19 protein-coding genes are annotated in these 23,396 nt (G+C 29.6%); 12 read left to right on the top strand and 7 right to left on the bottom strand.

Annotated features, from left to right (window positions below):
• The first annotated feature begins 36 nt into the window (after positions 1-36).
• From AC3IF2_RS11875 to AC3IF2_RS11835, 9 genes are all read left to right on the top strand, one after another.
• Positions 37-1,293, top strand: coding sequence for an oligosaccharide flippase family protein (locus tag AC3IF2_RS11875; RefSeq protein WP_489167556.1), 1,257 nt, complete (start codon positions 37-39; stop codon positions 1,291-1,293).
• Positions 1,290-2,531: an O-antigen ligase family protein gene (locus tag AC3IF2_RS11870; protein WP_489167554.1), complete on the top strand. Its 1,242-nt coding sequence runs from the start codon at positions 1,290-1,292 to the stop codon at positions 2,529-2,531. Before AC3IF2_RS11875 ends, AC3IF2_RS11870 begins: the two co-directional genes overlap by 4 nt.
• A complete protein-coding gene (locus AC3IF2_RS11865; RefSeq protein ID WP_489167552.1) occupies positions 2,528-3,592 on the top strand; it encodes a glycosyltransferase family 4 protein in 1,065 nt (354 codons plus the stop codon). Before AC3IF2_RS11870 ends, AC3IF2_RS11865 begins: the two co-directional genes overlap by 4 nt.
• Positions 3,593-4,028: 436 nt before the next feature.
• Positions 4,029-4,928 (top strand): O-antigen ligase family protein, encoded by a 900-nt coding sequence (locus AC3IF2_RS11860; RefSeq protein ID WP_489167551.1) that lies wholly within the window; start codon positions 4,029-4,031, stop codon positions 4,926-4,928.
• Complete coding sequence (locus AC3IF2_RS11855) at positions 4,928-6,022, top strand: glycosyltransferase (RefSeq protein WP_489167549.1); 1,095 nt, start codon at positions 4,928-4,930, stop codon at positions 6,020-6,022. The genes AC3IF2_RS11860 and AC3IF2_RS11855 overlap by 1 nt, the downstream gene beginning before the upstream one ends.
• 43 nt (positions 6,023-6,065) lie before the next feature.
• A complete protein-coding gene (locus AC3IF2_RS11850) occupies positions 6,066-7,376 on the top strand; it encodes an undecaprenyl-phosphate glucose phosphotransferase (protein WP_489167547.1) in 1,311 nt (436 codons plus the stop codon).
• Between the two features lie 2 nt (positions 7,377-7,378).
• Positions 7,379-8,137 carry a glycosyltransferase gene (locus AC3IF2_RS11845; RefSeq protein WP_489167545.1) on the top strand — a complete coding sequence of 253 codons (759 nt, stop codon included), beginning with the start codon at positions 7,379-7,381 and terminating at the stop codon, positions 8,135-8,137.
• 49 nt (positions 8,138-8,186) lie between these two features.
• Positions 8,187-9,461, top strand: a complete 1,275-nt coding sequence (gene purD, locus AC3IF2_RS11840) for a phosphoribosylamine--glycine ligase (RefSeq protein ID WP_489167543.1) — start codon at positions 8,187-8,189, stop codon at positions 9,459-9,461.
• Positions 9,462-9,463: 2 nt separating this feature from the next.
• Positions 9,464-10,513, top strand: a complete 1,050-nt coding sequence (locus AC3IF2_RS11835) for a glycosyltransferase (protein WP_489167541.1) — start codon at positions 9,464-9,466, stop codon at positions 10,511-10,513.
• Here the strand turns inward: AC3IF2_RS11835 and AC3IF2_RS11830 are convergent.
• Positions 10,478-11,245: a sensor histidine kinase gene (locus AC3IF2_RS11830; protein WP_489167539.1), complete on the bottom strand. Its 768-nt coding sequence runs from the start codon at positions 11,243-11,245 to the stop codon at positions 10,478-10,480. The genes AC3IF2_RS11835 and AC3IF2_RS11830 overlap by 36 nt on opposite strands.
• 273 nt (positions 11,246-11,518) lie before the next feature.
• Positions 11,519-12,205 carry a response regulator transcription factor gene (locus AC3IF2_RS11825; RefSeq protein ID WP_489167537.1) on the bottom strand — a complete coding sequence of 229 codons (687 nt, stop codon included), beginning with the start codon at positions 12,203-12,205 and terminating at the stop codon, positions 11,519-11,521.
• A gap of 198 nt (positions 12,206-12,403) precedes the next feature.
• On the opposite strand from AC3IF2_RS11825, the gene AC3IF2_RS11820 reads away from it, so the two are divergent.
• Together AC3IF2_RS11820 and AC3IF2_RS11815 are read left to right on the top strand one after the other, a co-directional pair.
• Complete coding sequence (locus AC3IF2_RS11820) at positions 12,404-12,751, top strand: T9SS type A sorting domain-containing protein (RefSeq protein ID WP_489167535.1); 348 nt, start codon at positions 12,404-12,406, stop codon at positions 12,749-12,751.
• Positions 12,752-12,829: 78 nt separating this feature from the next.
• Positions 12,830-13,543 carry a 3'-5' exonuclease gene (locus tag AC3IF2_RS11815; RefSeq protein ID WP_489167533.1) on the top strand — a complete coding sequence of 238 codons (714 nt, stop codon included), beginning with the start codon at positions 12,830-12,832 and terminating at the stop codon, positions 13,541-13,543.
• Here AC3IF2_RS11815 and AC3IF2_RS11810 read toward each other — a convergent pair.
• The gene (locus AC3IF2_RS11810; protein ID WP_489167531.1) at positions 13,540-15,399 is read right to left on the bottom strand and encodes an ABC-F family ATP-binding cassette domain-containing protein; all 1,860 of its coding nucleotides are present in this window, start codon (positions 15,397-15,399) and stop codon (positions 13,540-13,542) included. The genes AC3IF2_RS11815 and AC3IF2_RS11810 overlap by 4 nt on opposite strands.
• Positions 15,400-15,514: 115 nt before the next feature.
• Between AC3IF2_RS11810 and AC3IF2_RS11805 the strand changes: the two genes are divergently transcribed.
• A complete protein-coding gene (locus AC3IF2_RS11805; RefSeq protein WP_489167529.1) occupies positions 15,515-17,191 on the top strand; it encodes an ABC transporter ATP-binding protein in 1,677 nt (558 codons plus the stop codon).
• Positions 17,192-17,215: 24 nt separating this feature from the next.
• Here AC3IF2_RS11805 and AC3IF2_RS11800 read toward each other — a convergent pair whose 3' ends face one another.
• The 4 genes from AC3IF2_RS11800 to AC3IF2_RS11785 all read right to left on the bottom strand — a co-directional run bounded on the left by AC3IF2_RS11800 (position 17,216) and on the right by AC3IF2_RS11785 (position 23,311).
• Entirely contained in the window at positions 17,216-17,761 is a 546-nt protein-coding gene (locus AC3IF2_RS11800; protein WP_489167527.1) for a thioredoxin family protein, read from the bottom strand.
• A gap of 88 nt (positions 17,762-17,849) precedes the next feature.
• Positions 17,850-19,634 (bottom strand): peptide MFS transporter, encoded by a 1,785-nt coding sequence (locus tag AC3IF2_RS11795; protein ID WP_489167525.1) that lies wholly within the window; start codon positions 19,632-19,634, stop codon positions 17,850-17,852.
• A gap of 67 nt (positions 19,635-19,701) precedes the next feature.
• A complete protein-coding gene (locus AC3IF2_RS11790; protein ID WP_489167523.1) occupies positions 19,702-21,087 on the bottom strand; it encodes a peptide MFS transporter in 1,386 nt (461 codons plus the stop codon).
• 13 nt (positions 21,088-21,100) lie between these two features.
• A complete protein-coding gene (locus AC3IF2_RS11785; protein ID WP_489167521.1) occupies positions 21,101-23,311 on the bottom strand; it encodes a S9 family peptidase in 2,211 nt (736 codons plus the stop codon).
• Positions 23,312-23,396 lie beyond the last annotated feature (85 nt).

Genomic DNA, 23,396 nt, shown 5'->3' with positions numbered 1-23,396 from the left:
TCGAATACCATTGAAACTTCTCAAAGTAAGTAATAAATGCTTAAAGAATTCTATAAACATAAATCGCTAATTAATAATTTCTTTTACTTTTCAGTATTAAGGGCTTTTAATATTGGCACTAAGTTTTTTTTAGTAGCCTATTTAGTACGAATTCTTGGTGAAAAAACATTTGGTTTATTAAGCTGGTCAGAGTCAATTTTACAATATTTTATCATTATTATAAATTTTGGGTTTAATATTTATGGAGCAAAATATATAGTAAAATTTAAAGACGAAAAACATACTCTTAATCATATAATTTCATCCATTTATCTTATAAAAATCTTTTTCTTTATAAGTAGTTTTTTACTACTTTTCTTAGTTTATAGTCTGAATATATTTACCATCAACTTTAGCATTATATTCTTGTTATTAATTTCTGCTTTAGGTGATATATTATTTCCTATCTGGTATTTTCAAGGGGTACAAAAGATAGATTCGTTAACTAAGGTTGTAGCCATTTCAAGATTTTTATTACTATTAAGTGTTTTTGTTTTTGTAAAAACAGAACAAGATCTATATTCATACATTTACCTGTTTAGCTTTTGCCAAATATTAATGGGTTTTTTAGGGTTTTATTTATTAAAAAAACACTCAAATTTTTCGATTGTAATTCCTGAAAAACTTTTTTTTAAATCGATTTTTAACAAAGCAAAACTCTATTTTTTCGGAAACCTTTCAATGCTAATTTTTAATGCATTAACTATTTTTCTTATAGGAGTTTATGTTTCATTTGAAAAAGTAACAGGATTTGATATTTCACTTAAAATAGTAATGTTTACACTATTACCATTTGAAATATTACAGGCAGCATTTCTACCAGAATTAACCAAAAATCAAAACATAAAACAGTTAAAAAACTTAGCTTATATTAGTTTTTTAGTAGGAGTGATAATTTTTGTTGGGTTGAATTTATTTTCAGATCAATTATTAATGTTGTTTGGAGGCGATGAAATTGTAAAATATTCAAACGTATTAAGAAGTTTATCTTTTATAACCCTAACAGTGCCTATCACTTTTCTTCTAGGACAAACAGGATTAATTGCGTTAGGGCATGATAAAGCATACAATTATTCTTTAATTATTGTCGCTGTTTTTTATATTTTGATAGTTTTAGTATTGATTTTCACAAACAAGATTGACTTCATTAAGCTTTTGTATTTAAGAGTTTTTTCAGATTACTTATTGTTATTCATTATCCTTTTTCAGATATTTAGAAATAAGATTTTTAAAATACCTTCATGGGCTAAATGATGATAAAAAAGCTTTTTTATTTATTTATATTTTTTGCTCCATTTACCAGCTTTTTTGCAATATCTGCTTGGTTAAGATTACCAGTAGTTATTAATCAAGTTCTTTTTATAACTCTGGTAATTGCTCTTTTACAGAAAAATAAAGTAAAAATAAAATTGATATTAAAAGAAGACTTGATTCTACTATGTTTTTTAGGTATAGTATGGATAAGCTTTGTATTAGGCTTCTTAGAAAAAAGAAGTTTTAACCATACCTTAGCATATACTAATGCTATTATTTTCTACTTCTTTGTTTCCAAATATATTATTAACCTTTTTAATATCTCATCGATAAAAATCACTAAAGTTATTCATTGGTCTTTTGTTATTACATCTATTCTAATAATCACTGACTTTATAGGCAAGAATTATTTTAATGTAAGCTTACGAGAAATATATACGCAAGTAGACGGTAAAATTAGTAACATGGATTATTATATAAGGTTTGGGACATTTAGAGTTGGCGGTGTTGCCGAAGAACCAGGAACAATGGCTTTATTTTATAATTTATATTTTGGATTGTCACTGTTTTATTTATATCAAGCAAACAAAAAATCACTTATTAAATGGATAATTATTTTATTTATACTTTCTCAATACTCCATGTTATCGAATGCTGGAGTGATTTTGCCATTTGTAGCCATACTAGTAATTTTTATAATAAATAAACTAAATAGAATCACAATAAGTAAAAAACAATTAAACTGGGTCTTTGGCATTACATTGTTTTTTATTTTAACCACTATTGCTATAATCTTTTTAGACGTTGAACACACAAATAGAGCATTAGAAGAGTTTTTTAATAAAGTATTTTTCAATGAGGAAACTCAAAAATATTCCTCTAGTGGTCAAAGGCTGAAACAGTGGTCAAGAGCTCTAAATAATTTTATTAAACACCCTGTTTTTGGTAATGGTCCTGGGTATGGGGTAGATGAAGATGCAGAGGGCTATTTAAGTGTTTATTTAACGATATTATCAGATATTGGCTTAATAGCATTTGCTTTTTTCATTATTTTTCAAATGAGAATGATAGCTAAAATTTTAAAGCTTAGTACACATATTCGCAATTTTATATTGTTTAGCGCAATTACTTCTTTTTTACACTTAATAATTGTATCAGATTTTTATCATGCTCCTTTATGGATTTTATTTGCTTTAATCCAACTTATTTACAAAGAACAAAAAACTGTTGTAGAATGAAGGTGGTTCACATTATAACAGCTTTTGGTATTGGCGGAGCAGAAAAGCTATTGCTTAATATTATAAATAGACAAGTAGAAGAACATACAGTTCATTTGATTTATTTTAAACCAATAGATGACTTAATTATAAATATAGACGAGAGGATTTTTATCAAAAGAATTCCATTATCTTTTTTTACAATCAATAAACTAAAAAAATATTTTATAAATACTAACCCAGATATTATTCATACCCATTTAGGACATGCAGATATTCTTGGCATTTGGAGCGCAAGAAAACTAAATACTAAGATTTTTTGCACGATGCATAACATTTATTTCAAGAAGAACTTATTTGATATCTTTTTTTTTAGAATATATAGATTTTTATTTTATAAAACATCTAAAAAAAGCTTTGTAATTTCAATCTCTAAATCTGTAGAAGAGCACGTTATTGAAAAAATGAAAATTTCTAAAAAAAGATCTTTTCTTTTATATAATGCTATTCCATCAAGAGATTTAGTTAATAAAAAGGAAAAAGGTTTAGTTCGGATATTATTTGTAGGTAGGTTAGTGAAACAAAAGTCTGTTGATACTTTATTAAAAGCTATTCATCATATTTCAAAAAGTAACTCAGTTATTAAATTTGAATTAATTATAGCAGGAGAAGGAAATTTAAGGAAGGATTTAGAGCTACTATCAAAGGAATTAAGCTTAGAGAAACGAGTTAAATTTTTAGGACAACAACAAGATATAAATTCATTACACGAAAAGTCAGATATTCTAATTCTACCCTCAATTTGGGAAGGCTTTGGCATGGTTATTTTAGAGGCTTTTAGAGCTAAAACTGCGGTGATAGCAAGTAATATAGAAGGTCCATCAGAGTTAATCATTCATAAAAAAAATGGATTATTGTTTGAGCCAAAAAACGATATACAATTAGCTGAGCAGATTTATTTACTTATAAATGACACTACCTTAAGGGAAAAAATAGCTCAAAAAGGATATGAAAGTTTTACACAGAAATATCATATAGATAATTACGTTAAAAAATTGAATGAACTATATTTGAATGCTTAGTAACCTAATAGACATAAGAGATAATTATCAAATTGATATTTTCTCATTATTACTTTTTTTATTGGTGTCAATTTCTTTCCCTTTTACCTATAAATTAGTTTTTCCTGTAGTAATTATAATAAGTGTTTACCAGCTCATACGTTTTTTATATGGTAAAGTTTCTAAAGAATATTTTTTTCAAACATATTTTTATTTACTTATTTATTCTATTGTTTTTTTCAGGAGCATTCATACAATAATCTTAATAACACTTTTACTTTTTTTAACACTCCTGTTTTTTAAACACAAGAAGAATATACAACAGAAAAACATCACCACAGAGATTATAATATTGATCTTTTTTTTGCTGATTTTATTTAACCTGGTATTATTTACACCAAGACTTAAAGGAATAGACACATATCTATATCTCTTATTTTACCCGATAATGTTTTTAATGATTAAAAGAACTTCATTAAAAATACCAATAATAAAATCTGTTAAAGTGTTTATTTCATCAGTTTTAGCCACAACTGTTTTTTTGCTTGCAATTAATATCTATAATGGCGAGCTAACATTAAAAGCAAATACTTTTTTTGCTCAATATTTAGATTTAACACATGCTTATTATGGAATGTTTTTAGCAGTCGCTAATTGCTTTTTACTAACATTAAATGCTAAGAAAGAAAAATTCATATCTAGCCCCATAGATGTAACAATATTTATTATTTTTTTGATGTTAATTATTTACATTGGCGCAAGAATGTCATTAATTGCACTACTTCTTGTTTTATTATTAATTCTTTATCAAAAAATTGAGTTAAAAACCTATCTTAAAATTACCTTGTTTATACTATTAATTTCTGGGTTATCATTAGTGATTTATCATGGAATCCCTAGAATAAAAAGTGGAGTTGGTAGTATTGAAAAAGCTTATATCTCATTAAAAAATAATGATAAAAAAGATTTAGTACATCATTCGTGGCAAAATATGTATCAACGTTTTTTAATAACAGAATATACTATTAATGAAATAAAAGAAAATTGGCTACTCGGTATTGGTTTACAAAATGTTAAAAAGAAGGTTAGCGATAAAATTCTTAATGATGGTTATAAATATTTTGAACCAATAAATTCACACAATCAATATTTTAATACTTGGTTAGGTATGGGGTTTGTACCATTCTTATTTTTTATAACAATGATTATATACTTTTTTAAGCATCATTCTAACCCATATTTCTTACTATTCTTTCTAATTATTATGCTTACCGAATCTGTCTTGGTTAGGGTAAAAGGTATATCTTTATTTTTTCTTTTTTCACTAATTTTTTCACTCAAAAAAAATATAGTTTAATGTTAAAAATTGCCCATATTGCGAATCCAGTTGCGGGTGTGGGTGTCTATTTAGACTTGCTTATTTGTTATACTAATAATAACAAATTTGAGCATTTAATTTTATGTAATTCGGAAAACAAATCTTCAGACCTTCAATTTAAAAATGTTTATAATATTCCACTAATTAGGCAAATAAACCTAGTGACCGACATAAAGTGTTTATTGAGTATTATTAAAACTTTAAAAACTATAAAACCAAACATAATACATTGTCATAGTGCTAAAGCGGGGATTTTAGGGAGAATAGCAGGCGCTTACTTAAAAATTCCAACATTTTATACACCACATGCTTACTCGTATTTGAGTGCAGAGTCAAATATTAAGAAGTTTTTTTTTAAGAAATTAGAAATTTTTTTTCGTTTTCTCCCCTCTAAAACTATTGCTTGCTCTCCATCAGAATATAACAGAACTGTAAGTGAACTTAAGTTTGAAGAAAACAAGGTTTTACTATGGAACAATTCTATAGAAGATAGCTTAGAAAAATATCAAGCTGAAATATTCAGCACATTGCCAAAAGACTTTATATGTTCAATTGGAAGGCCTTCATATCAAAAGAATACAGAATTACTTATTAAAGCAATTTTAGAAGCTAAAAAAGAATTAAAAGATATTAAGTTGGTGATTTTAGGAGTTGGATTTTACGCTCCAGATTTAGAAAAGGTAAAATTATTTATAAAAAATAATGGTCTTGAAAATAATATTATACTAATACCGTGGTTGAAAAGATCAGAAGTAATTAACATTTTAAGAAAGAGTAAATTGTATATTTCAACATCAAGATATGAAGGTTTACCTTATGCTGTTATTGAAGCGATGGCACTTTCAAAACCATGTGTAGTTACTAATGTAGATGGTAATAAAGATTTAATTCAGAATAAACTAAACGGATTTTTAGTTAAAGAAGATGCAAAAATAATTGCTCAAAAAATAATACACCTTTTCAAAAATGAAAAGCTTTTAAAATTTATGTCCATCAACGCTCGAGAAAAGTTTGAAAAAAAATATAATATTCGAAATAATATTAGTTCTTTAGAAGACATTTATATGTTATAAATTGAAAAGCCGATATTCATATCTAATTACTCCATTGTTGTTAATGGCAGATTTACTCATAATAAATGGAGTGATTATTTATATAAACGATAAAGAATTTTTCAACGCAGAGTTTATAGCTTACATTAATGTTTTTTGGATAATAATCTCTATTTTTTCTAACTTTTATAAAGTATATAGGTTTACAAAAGTTTTTAGAATTTTTAGCTTGTTATTTGTTCAATTTTTTCTATTTACACTAGCATACTTTACTTATTTCGGAGTTTTTAGAGAAGGTGATGTAGTACACAATCAATTTAAAGTTCTTGTTTCAATTCTAATAGGAATAGGCGTTTTTAAATTTTTATCTTTTTATGCGCTAAAATTATATCGAAAAGGAGGTAAAAATTATAGAAATGTTGTTATTATTGGTGAGGATGACACGTCTAAAAATGTTGCGAAAATATTTAATGAAGAAGAAGCTTTAGGTTATAATTATCATGGTTTTTTTTCGGATAAATCTAAAAGTGAAGAGAAGTGTTTAGGAAAAATCCAAGATAGTTTTGACTATATTATTGAGAATAATGTTGATGAAATTTATTGCTCAGTATCAGTATTAAAGAAAGAGCAAGTAAAAGAATTTACCAAATTTGCCAATACACACTCTAGAGTTATAAAATTAATTCCTAATTCAAACGAGCTTTACAGTAAAAACGTAAGTCCAGAGTATTATAGTAATACACTAGTTTTAAATGTCAATAGATTACCTTTAGATGTTGCGGAAAACAGAGTAATGAAACGAGTTTTTGATATTATTTTATCTGTTTTGATTATTGTTTTTATACTTTCTTGGTTGGTCCCAATATTGGCAATATTGATAAAAATAGAATCTAAAGGTCCAGCTTTCTTTAAACAAGAGCGAGAAGGCTTAGGAGGCTATCATTTTACGTGTTATAAGTTTAGATCAATGAAAATGAATAAACTGTCTGAAAAAGTTCATGCTAAAAAAAATGATGAAAGAGTAACTAGAATAGGGTCGTTTTTAAGAAAAACAAGCATTGACGAATTGCCTCAATTTTTTAATGTATTGATAGGCGATATGAGTGTTGTTGGCCCTCGCCCTCATATTAGCTCATTTTCTGAGGAATATCAAAAAGAAATTGATAATTATATGGAGCGACATGCCGTCAAGCCTGGTATAACAGGTTTAGCCCAAGTGAGCGGTTATAGAGGTGAAGTAACCAATCAATCAGATATTAAAAATAGAATTCGACTAGACATTTTCTATATAGAAAATTGGTCAATATTACTTGATTTAAGAATTGTTTTACAAACTATTGCGAATATATTTAGAGGAGAAGAAAAAGCTTATTAAGCATGAAGAAAAGGGTTGATATAAGTGCATCTATAGTCTTGTATAATGAGAATACAAATGAACTATCAAAAACAGTTAATTGTTTTTTAAACACAAAAACTTCAAAGAAACTTTTTTTAATTGATAATTCATCTAACAATGAACGGAAGAATTTATTTAACAACCCCAAAATCCAATATCATTTTAACAATAAAAATCTAGGGTTTGGCACTTCCCACAATATGGTTTTAAATAAGATTAAAAATGTTTCCAAATATCATTTAATTTTAAATCCAGACATAGAATTTAATTCGAATGTTATCCTCACTTTATTGAATAAATTAGATAGTGAAGAATCCGTTTCGATGATTTCACCTCAAGTTGTTTTTCCAGACGGTGACTTGCAATATACATGCAGAAAGTATCCCTCTTTTTTTGAAATGATGCTTAGAAGATTAGGGTGGTTTAAAAAGTATACGCAACACAAAGAGTATAGAGATCAAGATTTATCTAAACCATTTTATCCAGATTTTATCCATGGCTGTTTTATGCTTTTTAAAACAGAAGATTTTGTTAGAATAGGAGGTTTTGATGAACGTTATTTTCTTTACATGGAAGATGTAGATATTTGTCGAAAAATTGATGAAATAGGCAAAAAGAAGATGTACTACCCACATGTACAAATAACCCATTTACTTAAAAAGGAATCTTCTAAAAAATTGCGTTTGTTTTTTGTGCATTTAAGCTCGAGCATTAAGTATTTTAAAAAGTGGGAATTTTAAACTGAGAACCATGTTAGAGAATGTATATTTGCATACAAAATAAGACAAAATGAAAATCCTTATTTTAGGTTCAGGAGGAAGAGAACACGCCTTTGCTTTAAAATTATCTCAAAGCTTTAAAATTAACAGATTATTTGTTGCACCAGGTAATGCAGGTACAGCCAAAGTTGCTATAAACGTTGATTTAAATCCAACAGATTTCAATGCCATAAAACAAGTTGTTATAAATAATAAAATTGACATGGTTGTTGTTGGTCCAGAAGCGCCCTTGGTAGAGGGTATTCATGATTTTTTCTTAGCAGATAATGAGCTAAAAAAGATTCCAGTTATTGGTCCTAAAAAAGATGGAGCTTTACTAGAAGGAAGCAAAGATTTTTCTAAGCAATTCATGTTTAAACATAGTATTCCTACAGCGCAATATAAATCTTTTACAAGTGAAACTTTAAATGAGGGGTTTTCTTTTCTTGAAACGTTACGTCCGCCTTTTGTATTGAAAGCAGACGGGTTAGCGGCTGGTAAAGGGGTACTCATTATTAATAATATAATTGAAGCTAAGAATGAACTTAAGGAAATGCTTACCAATCAAAAATTTGGAGAAGCATCCTCTACAGTTGTTATTGAAGAATTTTTAGACGGAATAGAACTATCAGTTTTTGTCTTAACAGATGGCAAAAGCTATAAAATCTTACCTTCAGCTAAAGATTATAAACGTATTGGAGAAGGAGATGTAGGTTTAAACACTGGTGGTATGGGGGCAATTTCACCTGTTCCTTTTGCTGACGAAAGCTTTTTGGGTAAAGTTGAAGAACGAGTCGTAAAACCTACTATAAATGGCCTGCAAGAGGACGGAATTGATTATCGCGGATTTATATTTATAGGATTAATGAATGTTAATGGAGCCCCATATGTAATAGAATATAATGTTCGCATGGGCGATCCTGAAACTGAAGTAGTATTACCGAGAATAGAATCAGATTTGCTTGAGCTTTTTGAAGGAGCTGCTAATCAAACATTACATGAAAAATCCTTTGAAGTTACCCCTGAAACAGCTGCCACGGTTATGTTAGTATCAGGAGGATATCCAGAAGCTTATGAAAAGAACAAAGAAGTTATTGGTCTTGATAATGTTGAAGATTCTATTGTATATCATGCAGGCACAAAAAGCGAAAATGATAAGATATTAACAAATGGCGGTCGAGTGATGGCAATTACATCTCTTGGAAATTCTATAGAAGAAGCACTTCAAAAATCGTACAATAATATTAATAAGATTCATTTTGAAAAGATGAATTATCGAAAAGATATAGGACTTGATTTAATTTAAAAATGAATAAGGTTATTGTAGCTCCGTTAAATTGGGGATTAGGCCATGCCACGCGCTCCATTCCTATTATCAATGCACTACTACAAAACGATTTCACTCCTATAATTGCTTCTGATGGGAGCTCACTAGATATTTTAAAAAAAGAGTTTCCTAAACTCGAAACAATAGAATTACCATCATATAATATTAAGTACAAAAGAAGCCTTAAGAGGAACTTATTTTGGCAAGTACCTAGAATTTTAAAAGTAATTAAAGACGAAAAAAAACTCATAGATAATTTTTTAAATGAAAACAACGATGTAGTTGGAATTATTTCTGATAATCGCTTTGGAGTTAGAAGTGAGAAAATACCTTCAGTTTATATAACACATCAATTAAATGTACTTTCTGGATGGAGTACAGTTTTAACAAGTAGTATTCATCAAAAAATTATTAAAAAATTTGATGAATGTTGGATTCCTGACACTAAAAAATCTGAGCTTTCTGGAAAATTGTCTTTTATTAATAAAAAGAATAATATTAAATATATTGGCATTTTAAGTAGAGCTAAAAAAGAAGAATTACCAAATAAGAATAATATTTTAATTGTTCTTTCGGGTCCAGAACCTAACCGAACAAACCTAGAAATAAAACTCCTAAAACAATTTAGAAACTATAAAGGAAAAGTTGTTTTAACTCAAGGAAAAATAGAGGGTAATAAAAAAGAATATAATCAAGAAAACATCTCTATTTATAATTACCTTTTATCAAATGATTTAGTTCGAGAAATGAATCAATCAGAATTAATCATCTGTAGATCCGGTTATTCTTCAATTATGGATCTGGCAAAACTTGGTAAAAAAGCTTTTTTTATTCCTACCGAAGGCCAAAAAGAACAAGAATATTTAGCAAAACACTTAAAACATAAAAAGATAGCTCCATTTTCATCAGAAAAAGATTTTAAGGGCAGTTTAATTGAAGAAATAGAAAACTACACTGGCTTTGTAAATAATTATACTGAAGAGCTCAAAAGTGATTTATTTGACCTTTTCAAGCGTAAAAGAGAAAGTTGACCCCTTGCCAATTTCGCTCTCAACAAAAACACGTTGATGATGTGTTTCAATAATATGCTTTACAATAGATAGCCCAAGACCAGACCCACCTTGATCACGTGACCTACTTTTATCTACTCTATAAAATCGCTCAAACAGACGAGGTAAATTAACCTCTTCAATTCCTTCACCATCATCCTTTATTTTTATTACAAACTTATTTTCATCGTAATTAGTGACAGACACTATAGTTTTACCATTTACCTTTCCATATTTAATAGAATTTTCAATTAAATTAATCAGCACCTGTTCTATTCTATTAATATCTGCCAAAGCAAATATTGGCGTTGAATATGGTTTATCGAATAACAAAGAAATCTGTCTTTTTTTTGCTTTAATTTCTAGAAGATCGAATACATTTTGAATTAGCTCTATAATGTTTATTCGTTCAAAAGAAGGATTTAGATTACCTGATTCTAATTTTGAAATCATATCTAAATCTTTAACAACATCTATAAGGCGTTCTACACCTTTATTCGCTCGTTTTAAGTATTTGCTTCTTATAGCTTTATCATTAATTGCCCCTTCTATAAGAGTTAAAATATACCCTTGAACTGTAAATAAGGGCGTTTTTAACTCATGAGCAACATTACCCAAGAACTCTCTCCGGTATTCTTCTCGTATCTGTAACATTTCAATTTCTAGACGCTTATCTTCAGCAAATTTTTTCACTTCTTTAGAAAGTGTCTCCATATCTGATGTTATGGATGTTTTATTAAAATCAGTAACATCAAGCAGCTTTACTTCGTCATAGATTTTTTTTACACGCTTATAAATAAAAAGTTCAACTCTAAATTGTATAATTAGAAATGAGAAAATATAAAAGCATAATGAAATTAAAAAAATCAACCATAAGTTGATTTCTTTATAAAAAAAGTAAATAAAAATTGTGACCAAAAGAGCCACTAAAACAGTTAAAAATAAAGAGGATTTAAATGCAAATTTATATGTCCGCTTTAATTTCATTTAGCTATTAAATTTATAGCCAACACCCTTAACGGTTTTAAAATAATCGTCGCCTATTTTCTCGCGAAGTTTACGAATGTGCACATCAATAGTTCTACCTCCTACAACAACATCGTTACCCCATACTGTTTCTAAAATAGTTTCGCGTTTAAAAACTTTACCTGGCTTAGAGGTGAGTAGCACAAGTAATTCAAATTCTTTTCGAGGTAATGAAATACGTTTGTCTTTTTTCTGAACAAAATATTCATCTTTATTAATCACTATATCACCAACAGTGAGAATGTTATCGGTTTCGTTATCAGAATTTTTTAATCTTCTTAAAAGAGATTTTACCTTACTAACCAATACTTTAGGTTTAACAGGTTTTGTAATATAATCATCAGCACCAGCTTCAAATCCTGCAACTTGAGAATAATCCTCTCCTCTAGCTGTAAAGAAGGCAATAATTACATCTTCTAACCCTTTAGTGTTTCGAATTTTTTCGCAAGCCTCCATACCATCCATTTCTGGCATCATAACATCTAATAGAATAAGATGAGGGGTTATTTTTTTTGCAATCTTTACAGCTTCGACACCATTTGCAGCAGTAAAAATTTGGTAACCCTCATTAGTGAGGTTATAACTAACAATTTCTAATATATCTGGCTCATCATCAACTAATAAAACTTTGATGTCTTTTTTCTTCATTGGTATGTTTATTGATAATCAAAAGTAGCTATTATATCTTTAGATTTACAAACTTAACAATTTGATAACACTATAGACAATTGCAAAATTTGCTCACTAATACAATAATCTTAAAAAAATAACGTTTCGTTTCGCTTTTGAAAAGGAATTTTTTATAATTTTACTGCTAATCAGCTATCTGCAAATGAAATAGTAACTATGAAGAAATTTTACTTTCTTATTTTCTTTTTTATATCTAGTGTTTTTGCATTTGCGCAGAGCGCTGAAAAACAGAACACTAACAATGAGAATTCTGTTAAACAGAATGAAATTAAAGGGTTTAAAATGTACCCGAACCCTGTTTCAGATGGCAATTTATTTATTACTACTCTTCAGAATAAGCAAAAGAATATTCAAATTTTTGATGTTTTAGGAAAATTGATTTTTTCTAAAAATTTACAAATCAATAAAAGCCGTATAGACGTCTCAAAACTAAGTTCTGGAGTTTATATTTTAAAAGTTTTAGAGGATAAATATTCAGTCACAAGAAAGCTAGTCATTAGATAATATATACCAAACCTTTTATTATTAGCGAGCTAAAAAAGCTCGCTTTTTTTGATTAAAATTTAATATCTTTAAAATACAATGTTAGAAAAAATAAACATAGAAAACATTTTGTTTTTAGATATAGAAACAGTACCAGAAATTGAATCGTTTTCAGAGTTATCTGAAGAAAAGCAAGAACTATTTGCTTTAAAGACAGAATATCAAAGAAAAGGAGAGGTTTCTGCAGCTGAATTTTATGAAAAAGCGGGAATCTGGGCAGAATTTGGCAAAATAATATGTATTTCTGTTGGCTATTTTACAGATTTAAATGGAAATAGAAATTTTAGAATAAAGTCTTTCATAGGGAGCGAAATTGAGATATTGCAGAACTTTAAAGACCTTTTAGACAATCACTTTGGTAAACCTCAACATTTATTATGTGCTCATAACGGAAAGGAATTTGATTTTCCGTATATAGCAAGAAGAATGATTATTAATCAAATTGAACTACCATCAAAATTAAATTTATTTGGGAAAAAACCATGGGAGGTTGCTCATTTAGACACCATGGATCTTTGGAAGTTCGGAGATTATAAACATTATACTTCTTTGAGGTTGCTAACTAATATTTTAGGAATTCCATCACCTAAAGATGATATTGATGGCAGCGATGTCTCAAGAGTATATTATCAAGAAAACAACCTAGAAAAAATTGTGAATTATTGCGAAAAAGATACAATAGCAGTTGCTCAATTATTATTAAGATTTAATAATCTAGAGTTACTGAAAGATGAAGAAATTATAAATGTTTAGTTTTCTAATTTCATCGAAAGCTCTAACCAGCGCTCTTCTTTCATTTCAATAGTATTAATAATTTCTTGTAACTTGGTTGAAATCTCGGCAATATTTTCGCTGTTGATTCCATCATTTTCAAACTGTTTTTCAATTGAAATTTTTTCTTTTTCAAGGCTTGCAATATCCTTTTCTAAATTCTGAAATTCTTTATTTTCGTTATATGATAATTTATTTTTTGAAGAAGATTTTACACGTGAATCGCTTTTCTTCTCTTTTTGGAAATTTTCTTTTGGTTGAGAGTCTTCATAAGCACGATAATCTGAATAATTTCCAGGAAAATCAGTAACATTTCCGTTTGTATCAAATACAAACAAATGGTCTACTATTTTATCCATAAAGTAACGATCATGAGAAACAACAATAAGATTACCAGGATAATCTAAGAGGAAATTTTCTAATACATTTAGTGTTAAAATATCTAGATCATTAGTAGGCTCATCTAAAATTAAAAAATTTGGATTTTGAATTAAGACGGTACATAAATACAAACGTTTTAATTCTCCTCCAGAAAGTTTTTCTACATAATCGTATTGCTTCTTTCGATCAAATAGAAACCGTTCCAACAAATGACCCGCAGAAATTTTTCGCCCTTTAGTTAAAGGAATATATTCACCGAATTCTTTAATAACTTCAATAACTTTTTGACCTTCTTTAATAGATATCCCCTTCTGAGTGTAATGACCAAATTTTATGGTTTCTCCTGTAATAACTTTTCCTGAATCAACAGGAATTTTTGAAGTAATAATATTTAAAAAGGTTGATTTTCCAGTTCCATTTTTTCCAATAATACCAATGCGCTCTCCACGTTTGAACACATAATCAAATTTATTTAAGACGGTCTTTTCACCAAAAGCCTTTGAAACATTATGAAGCTCTAAAATTTTACTCCCTAAACGTTCCATATTAATTTCTAGCTGAACTTTATGATCTTTTCTACGCTGGTGAGCTTTTTCTTTTATCACATAAAAATCATCAATCCTAGATTTTGACTTAGTAGTTCTCGCTTTCGGTTGACGACGAATCCAGTCTAATTCTTTTTTAAATAGATTCTTTGCCTTTTCTACAGTAGTTTGCTCAATAGCTAATCGTTCTTCCTTTTTTTGCAAATAGTAAGAGTAATTACCCTTATATGTATGCAATTTTCCATGATCTAATTCAACGATCTCATTACAAACACGTTCTAAAAAATAACGATCATGCGTTACCATAAACAAGGTGGTTTTTTCTTTCTTAAAATAGTCTTCTAACCATTCTATCATTTCGAGATCTAAATGATTTGTTGGCTCATCTAAAACGAGTAGATCGAGCTTATTGATAAGCATGATGGCTAATGAAAGGCGTTTTCGTTGCCCACCAGATAATGTATTTATTTTTAAAGAGAGATCATCTAGTTTTAACTTAGAAAGTATTTGCTTGTATTGAGTTTCAAAATCCCAAGCATTGTGTTGTTCCATTAACTCAAATGCTTTCTGATAAGCCTCAGTATCATTAGGGTTTTCTAATGCATTCTCATATAGTTTAATAATTTTTAAAGTTCTATTTTCAGAGTCAAAAATGGCTTCTTCAATGGTTTGTTGCCCATTTAACCTATCATTTTGGGCTAGATAAGCAATATATAATCCTTTTCTGGAAACAATTTGTCCTTTATCAGGAGAATCATTTCCGATAAGAATATTTAGAAGAGTAGTCTTACCGGTACCATTTTTAGCAACAAAGGCTATTTTTTGATCTTTATTAATACCAAAAGAAATATCTTCAAACAAGATACGCTCACCATATGATTTTGAGATATTTTCTACAGAAAGATAGTTCATAAACCCTTAAATTATGGTGCAAAGTAATTAAAACTAGTGTATTTATTTAAGTAATTACGGTATTTAAATTTAGACTAAAAAGTGTACATTTATAACTAATAATTACATCTTTTTAATGTTAGAAGTCAAGAGCCTTTCGATCTCATTTTTAATCGAAGAAGTACCCGCACAAGTTGTCTATAATTCATCTTTTAGTTTAAAAAAGAATGAAATTTTAGGCATTGTAGGCGAGTCTGGCTCAGGTAAATCTGTTTCTTCATTAGCTATTTTAGGATTACTACCAAAGAAAAAGACAGTATTAGAAGGCGAGATACTTTTTAATGATCTAAATCTACTTAAACTTAGCGAGAAAGAATTTCAGAAGATTAGAGGAAATAAGATATCAATGATTTTTCAAGAACCAATGAGTTCATTGAACCCAAGCTTAACATGTGGTTTCCAAGTTCAAGAAATATTACTTCAACATAAATCAATTTCAAAAAAAGAAGCCAAAACGAAGGTTTTAGAACTTTTTGAAAAAGTTAAATTACCAAGAGTTGAAACGATTTATAATCAATACCCTCATCAATTATCTGGTGGGCAAAAGCAACGCGTAATGATTGCAATGGCCATTGCTTGTAAGCCAGACATTTTAATAGCAGACGAACCAACTACAGCTTTAGATGTTACTGTACAAAATGAGATTATTAAGCTGCTAAAAGAGCTGCAACAAGATACACAAATGAGTATTATTTTTATCTCTCATGATCTTTCATTAGTTTCAGAAATAGCAGACAAGGTTATAGTTATGCATAAGGGGCGCATTGTAGAACAAGGTAATGCAAATGAAGTTTTTAAAAAGCCGCAAGATAATTATACTAAGGCATTAATAAACTCTAAACCTAGCTTAGATAAACGATTAAAAGAATTACCGACTGTTGAAAATTTTTTAAATAAATCTGAAAGTAGTGAAGTTATTTCAGCAGAAGAGCGAGAAGAAAATCATAGCAAAATTTATAATAAATCACCGTTATTAGAAATTAAAAACCTAAAAACATATTTTAATACAGGTGCTTCTTGGTTTTCAAAGAATAGAAATGTTGTGAAAGCTGTTGATCAAGTAAGTTTGAAACTTTATGAAGGAGAAACGTTGGGTCTAATTGGCGAATCAGGCTGTGGTAAGACTACATTAGGGAGAACAATTATGCAGCTAGAGAAAGCAATTGAAGGAGAAATACTATATGTTGGAAGAGATGTAACTAAATTATCATCTTTAGAACTAAAAGAATTACGAAAAGAAATTCAAATTATTTTTCAAGATCCTTTTTCGTCTTTAAATCCGCGTATCCCAGTTGGTAAAGCAATTTTAGAACCAATGAAAGTACATGGGTTGTATTCTTCAGACAAAGAAAGAAAAGTAAAAGTTCTAGAAATTCTCGAAAAGGTAGGACTGAATGCAGAACATTATAATCGTTATCCACATGAATTTTCTGGAGGTCAGCGCCAGCGTATTGGCATAGCGCGAACTATTGTTTTGAAACCTAAACTAATTATTTGCGATGAGTCGGTATCTGCATTAGATGTCTCTGTTCAAGCACAAGTTTTAAATTTATTAAATCAACTAAAAAAGGAATTTAATTTTTCCTATATAATCATATCTCATGATATGGCAGTTGTTAAATATATGGCAGATCAATTAGTTGTTATGAACAAAGGGAAGATAGAAGAAATTGGGGATGCTGATGCTATTTATAGTTCACCAAAAACAACATACACAAAAAAACTAATAGATGCTATTCCTAAGGGAATTTGAATAATATTTTTGAGCAAATAAGAATTATTCAAACTCAGGCTTGAACTTTTTTTGATAGTCTATCCATTGTTCTTTAGAAGTAACAGACTTATAATCGTTAGTGGCAAAGATTTTTAAAAAGATTTCTAATTGCTTTGGCTTATGGAAGCCTTTAACAGGAGTTAGTAAATCTGCATTTTCGTCTAAAAACAATATAGTAGGAAATGCATTTACCCCAAAATAACTTGTAAGCTGATGAGTTCCATTACGGCCTCGTCTAGAAGCATCATAATTAGGATTAGTAAAAGTATTACCTTTAAATTTCACCTTATCATCACCTTCCGCATTAAACTTTACAGCATAATAATTTTCGTTGATGTATTTAGCAACAGCTTTATTTTGAAATGTGTATTTATCAAGCATTTTACACGGACCACACCAAGTAGTATACATATCAATAATTAACTTTTTTGGTTCTTTTTCTTGAGCCGCAAGGGCTTCTTCAACTGTCATCCAATTAATCTTATGATCCTGCGCTGTTCCTGCTAAGGAAAATCCAACAATTGCTATTAATACAAATAATTTCTTCATTAAATCTCTTTTATGTTTTCTTAAGACGCAAATAGCATGCCTAAATTACAAAAAGAAAACGCTCCGATTGGAGCGTTTCGTATATTATTTAACGTACACCGTGCATTAATTTTTTAAGCAAAGGGTTCAATAATATTGACACTAACCCTGCACCTATTGGTATTAATGTGAAGATTAAAAAAAAAGTGCCCATAGAATATTGTTCAGAAATTTTATCGATCATACCTCCCATAGTTCCTGCAGCTTTCTGACCAACAGCAATAGCTAAATACCAAACACCAAACATAAATCCTATCATACGTGCAGGCACCAGCTTACTTAAATAAGATAATCCTACCGGTGATAAACATAACTCACCCATAGTATGTAGTAAATAAGCCACAATTAAAAAGATCATACTCACCGAAGCTGTTTTTGCACCTTGAGGAATATCTGAACTTCCATAGGATAAAAAAGCAAAGCCCAAACCGAGTAAAATTAACCCTAAGCCATATTTCATAGCTGCACTAGGGTTATACTTACTTTCCCACCAACGGGAAAAGAAAGGAGCTAATGTTATAATAAAGAATGAATTCAAGATACCAAACCAAGTGGCATCAATTTCAGCAGCATCAGCTGAAAATTTATCATAAACTCGATATAAAACCAATGCCCAAATACCAACAAATGCGAGAGCTAAAACTATATTTGAAAGACCAATTTTTGAATAAGTTTTTGTAAATAGCAAGTATAGCACCCATGTTATAATTGCTAAAGGGCCAATAGTTAAAATAGCATCTACTACTTTAAATATCATACCTGAGGAGCCTACTAATTCTCTATCTGTATAATCTCTGGCAAATAAGGTCATTGAACCTAAAGATTGCTCGAAGAATGCAAAGAAAAATACAGTAAAGACACCAAAAATGGACACGGCAATAATTCGATCACGTACTATAGGCAAGTATCTCGATATCCTTGTGACTAATAAAATTAAAAATAATGCAAGAGCACCAAGTACAATTACATTTGAACCGTTCATACCCCATAATTCAAATGGAGCTAAACTCTTACCTCCTATTTTTTCTAAAGGATCATTAAACAGATATAATAAACCTCCAATAGAAGATAAAGCAATTAATATTTTATCAAATAATGTAAAGGGGTTTAGTTTTTCATCAATTTTTGCATCTTCTTGCTCGGCAGGAGCTTCTTCATTTATATTTTGAGGTAATTCAACTTCATATTTTTTACTTGGTTTAGCACCAATGCTTCCGAAAAGTGGACCAGCTAACCAAAATTGTAGCATACCAATTAACATAAAAATTCCTGCAAGACCAAAACCATACGCCCAACCAAAATTTTCAGCCAAATAGCCACAGAGCATCATCCCGAAAAATGCACCGGCATTTACACCCATATAAAAGATGGTATAAGCGCCATCCTTTTTCTCTTCTTTACCTTTATACATTTCAGAAATAATAGACGCAATATTCGGTTTAAAGAAACCTGTACCAATTACTAAAAGGGCTAAACCTAAATAGAAAGTGAATTGAGTTTCAAAAGCCATTGATGCGTGCCCTAAGGTCATAATCAAACAACCAATAACAACCGCCATTCTATATCCAGTAATTTTATCGGCAATCCACCCTCCAATAATAGGAGTTAGATAAAGCAAGGAAGCATAAGTACCTATTAAAGCAAGAGCATGTTCTCGCGGCCATTCCCAACCTGGATTGTCACTTACAAACGGAGCAGTTAAGAATAGAACTAATAAAATACGCATTCCGTAGAACGAAAAACGTTCCCACATTTCTGTAAAAAAGACAATAAATAATCCAGCAGGATGCCCTAGCACTTTATCTTTAAATAAATTTTCGATATCTGTATTCATAAAAGTTGTTTTGATTATATAAAAAAGAAAGCCTTACACTAAATATAAGGTAAGGCTTTGTGAAAATTTAATTACTTGCTATTTCAGATAATTCTGAGTTATCCATTTCTCTTTCATTATCCTCAGCTCCATGAGTTAGGGCTTTTAATTTTTTAAAGAAAGCCCAAATTAAAAGTCCGAATAAAATACAGAAAACAGCAATTCCTGTAAACACAGAAAACTCACCAAATTTTGAAGCAGATTCTCCTAACAGACCAGCAACTTTATTACCTAGTCCGGTTGTTGCAAAGTATAACCCCATCATAAGAGATGCGTATTTAGCAGGAGCTAATTTTGTTACAAATGATAGTGATACTGGCGATAAACTTAATTCACCAATGGTGTGGAATAAATAAGCTAATACTAACCAATACATAGCTGAAGATCCAGAATTTTGAAATTCTATTGAAGCGGCAGACATAAATAAGAACCCAGCACCCATTATAATTAAACCCATAATCATTTTAAATAATGATGATGCTTGCTTACCTTTTAACTTTCTTCTAGCCCAATATCCAGCTACAGCGGTACCCAATGTAATAATAAAGAAAGCATTTAGGGATTGAAACCAAGAAGCAGGAACTTCCCAACCCATTAACATTCTATTGGTATTATCATTTGCGTAGATATTCATTAAACCACCAGCTTGCTCAAAAGCTCCAAAGAACACAATCACCATTAAAAAAGATAATATTAAAACGATTACTCTGTCTTTTTCAATTTTAGTCAAAGGCTTTTTTAATAAAGCTCTTTCTTCTTCATTTTCAGATTTCCCTAAAAAATCACCTACACCTTTAAGATATTTTTGACCTGCTATAAATTGAATCAACCCAAACAGCATACAGATACCAGCAAGACCAAAACCGTAATGCCATCCATGAACTTCACCCACGTAGCCTACAATTAAACTTGATAGAAAAGCTCCAACATTAATCCCAATATAAAAAATAGTAAAACCTTTATCGCGTCTTATATCGTTCTTTTTATAAAGACCACCGACCATTGTAGAAATATTTGGTTTTAACATGCCTACGCCTGCAATAATAAACCCTAGACCAGTATAAAAGGCCCACATTTCTTCAATTGCTAAAACACTATGACCAATTACTAAAAGAATAGCACCCACTATTACAGATTTTTTTTGACCTAAGATGTTGTCAGCAATCCAACCACCAGGTATAGAAGCAACATAAACCAACATAGTATACCACCCGTATAGAGCTAGCGCTTCAGCGTTTGACCAACCTAAACCAGCATTTTGTTCAGTAGTTTTAGTTACTAAGTACAGCACTAAAATAGCACGCATACCATAGTATGAAAAACGCTCCCACATTTCTGTGAAAAATAATACATATAGACCTACAGGATGCCCAAAAAGTTCTCTTTGATGAGGTTGTTTTACTAGTGCTGACATAAGTTATAAGGGTTTAATTTTTAAATTCTTTATTTTGAGTTAATTGACCTTTAGATGAACCTAAATGTTCATCAATAAAACTAGTCATTTTTTTGTACAAATGTAATCTAGTATTACCGCCATAAATACTATGATTTTTATCAGGATAAATTCCCCAATCAAATTGCTTATCAGCTTGTATTAAGGCTTCAACCATTCGCATAGTGTGTTGTAAATGTACATTATCGTCGCCAGAGCCATGGATTAATAAATAATTACCTTTTAATAATTCAGGATAGTTAAAAGGAGAATTATCATCATAACCACTAGGGTTTTCCTGAGGAGTGCGCATGTAACGTTCGGTATAAATAGTATCATAAAAGCGCCAAGAAGTTACTGGTGCCACCGCAATAGCAGTAGAGAAGACATCAGAACCTTTTAACAACGCATTAGTTGCCATATGGCCGCCATAACTCCACCCCCAAATACCGATTCTATCTTTATCTATATATGGTAATTCACCTAATTTTTTGGCACTATTAATTTGGTCAATGGTTTCCAACTTTACCAAATTCATATAAGTAACCTTTTTAAAATCTCTACCTCTAAAACCTGTACCACGACCATCTACACAAGCAATGATATAGCCTTTTTGGGCAAGCATTTGATACCAATAATCATTACTACCGCCCCATCGATTGGCTACAGACTGTGAACCTGGACCAGAATATTGATACATTAATAAAGGATACTTTTTATTAGGGTCAAAATCTGTAGGTTTTATCGTCCAAGCATTAAAATCTCCGTTTTCAGTTTCTAAAGTGAAGAATTCTTTTTTGGCAATCTTGTAGTCATTTAGTTTTTCAGATAGGCCTTTATTATTTTTTATTTCTTTTAATTGTTTACCCGATTTAGCTTCATTCAAAGTGTAAATATTTGGAGTATTCGCACTAGAAAATGTATTAACAAAGTAGTTGAAACTATTACTAAAAGCAGCACTATTTGTTCCACTAGCAGAACTTAATAATTTCTTATCCTTACCATTTAATTTAATTGAAAAAACAGCGCGATTAATAGAACCACCTTCTGTAGATTGATAAAAAATTCGCTTCGTTTTAGGGTTAAAACCATAGTAATTAGAAACTTCCCAATTACCATTAGTTACCTGATTTTTTAAATTTCCCGATGCATCATAATGATAAATATGATTGAAACCATCTTTTTCGCTTGTCCACAAAAAGCTATTATCTTTTAAAAAAGTAAGATCATCAGTAATATCTACGTATGCATCATCTTTTTCATTTAAGACTAATCTTGATTCTAAAGTATTTCCATCAACAAAAACCAAATTCAAGTTATTCTGGTGTCGATTTAAAGTAGTAACAGCTAAAGTATTTGGCTCGTTAGACCATTTTATTCTTGGTATATAATGTTGAGTTGATTCGCCTAAGTTTACTTGCTTGCTAGATTTTTCATTAAGATTAAACATATGTAACGTTACAACTGCATTTTTTTCTCCTGCTTTAGGATATTTAAATACTTCTTGTGAAGGATACAATGCTTTACCATAAACATCCATTGAAAATTCTGGAACCTCAGACTCATCAAAACGCAAAAAAGCTATTTTATCTGAATTTCCATTCCATTGAAAAGCTCTTACAAACGAAAATTCTTCTTCATAAACCCAATCTGTAATACCATTAATAATAAAATTCTTTTTACCATCAGTAGTAACTTGAATGGTTATATCGTTTGTTAGATTTTTTACATAAATATTATTATCGAATACAAAAGCGACTTTTGTGCCATCTGGTGAGAAAGCAGGCTCCTGTATTTTATGTTTTGAGACTAATTGTAATTTTTTTGAAGCAATATCATATACATAATATGTGCCTCTAGAAGAATGTCTGTAGATTCTTTCTGAATCAGCACCTAGTAAAAGCTTGTTTTCGTTTTTATCAAACTCATAACTATCGAAATAAGTCATTTTATCAAGGTCTTTACTATCAACTATAGTTTCAACCTTATCTAAAGTTTTATAATCATATTTATCTAAGCTTGTATTTTTAGAATTTTTATCAAAATTTAAAATAGTATAGAAATCACCTTTATCCATTGAATGGAAAGAATTCAGAGATTCGCTTCTAAAGGTTCCGTTAGACCAAATATCTTCTAATGTAATGTTCTTTTTTTGTGCAGAAAGAGTTGCTGTAAACGCTAAAAACAGTAGTAAAATTTTTTTCATTATAAAATTGAGAATTTCGAAAAAGTTTGCCAAGTTTACGGAAATTTCATCAAAAATCATCCCAAAATGCTTACAAAATAGGATT

It is taken from the genome of Maritimimonas rapanae (genome assembly GCF_057837205.1).
This window is presented reverse-complemented; position numbering and strand designations above follow the sequence as displayed.

Coding starts and splice junctions, on each gene's coding strand:
- AC3IF2_RS11875 (WP_489167556.1), top strand. CDS start 37: ATGCTTAAAGAATTCTATAAACATAAATCGCTAATTAATAATTTCTTT.
- AC3IF2_RS11870 (WP_489167554.1), top strand. CDS start 1,290: ATGATGATAAAAAAGCTTTTTTATTTATTTATATTTTTTGCTCCATTT.
- AC3IF2_RS11865 (WP_489167552.1), top strand. CDS start 2,528: ATGAAGGTGGTTCACATTATAACAGCTTTTGGTATTGGCGGAGCAGAA.
- AC3IF2_RS11860 (WP_489167551.1), top strand. CDS start 4,029: ATGATTAAAAGAACTTCATTAAAAATACCAATAATAAAATCTGTTAAA.
- AC3IF2_RS11855 (WP_489167549.1), top strand. CDS start 4,928: ATGTTAAAAATTGCCCATATTGCGAATCCAGTTGCGGGTGTGGGTGTC.
- AC3IF2_RS11850 (WP_489167547.1), top strand. CDS start 6,066: ATGGCAGATTTACTCATAATAAATGGAGTGATTATTTATATAAACGAT.
- AC3IF2_RS11845 (WP_489167545.1), top strand. CDS start 7,379: ATGAAGAAAAGGGTTGATATAAGTGCATCTATAGTCTTGTATAATGAG.
- purD (WP_489167543.1), top strand. CDS start 8,187: ATGAAAATCCTTATTTTAGGTTCAGGAGGAAGAGAACACGCCTTTGCT.
- AC3IF2_RS11835 (WP_489167541.1), top strand. CDS start 9,464: ATGAATAAGGTTATTGTAGCTCCGTTAAATTGGGGATTAGGCCATGCC.
- AC3IF2_RS11830 (WP_489167539.1), bottom strand. CDS start 11,245: ATGGAGACACTTTCTAAAGAAGTGAAAAAATTTGCTGAAGATAAGCGT.
- AC3IF2_RS11825 (WP_489167537.1), bottom strand. CDS start 12,205: ATGAAGAAAAAAGACATCAAAGTTTTATTAGTTGATGATGAGCCAGAT.
- AC3IF2_RS11820 (WP_489167535.1), top strand. CDS start 12,404: ATGAAGAAATTTTACTTTCTTATTTTCTTTTTTATATCTAGTGTTTTT.
- AC3IF2_RS11815 (WP_489167533.1), top strand. CDS start 12,830: ATGTTAGAAAAAATAAACATAGAAAACATTTTGTTTTTAGATATAGAA.
- AC3IF2_RS11810 (WP_489167531.1), bottom strand. CDS start 15,399: ATGAACTATCTTTCTGTAGAAAATATCTCAAAATCATATGGTGAGCGT.
- AC3IF2_RS11805 (WP_489167529.1), top strand. CDS start 15,515: ATGTTAGAAGTCAAGAGCCTTTCGATCTCATTTTTAATCGAAGAAGTA.
- AC3IF2_RS11800 (WP_489167527.1), bottom strand. CDS start 17,761: ATGAAGAAATTATTTGTATTAATAGCAATTGTTGGATTTTCCTTAGCA.
- AC3IF2_RS11795 (WP_489167525.1), bottom strand. CDS start 19,634: ATGAATACAGATATCGAAAATTTATTTAAAGATAAAGTGCTAGGGCAT.
- AC3IF2_RS11790 (WP_489167523.1), bottom strand. CDS start 21,087: ATGTCAGCACTAGTAAAACAACCTCATCAAAGAGAACTTTTTGGGCAT.
- AC3IF2_RS11785 (WP_489167521.1), bottom strand. CDS start 23,311: ATGAAAAAAATTTTACTACTGTTTTTAGCGTTTACAGCAACTCTTTCT.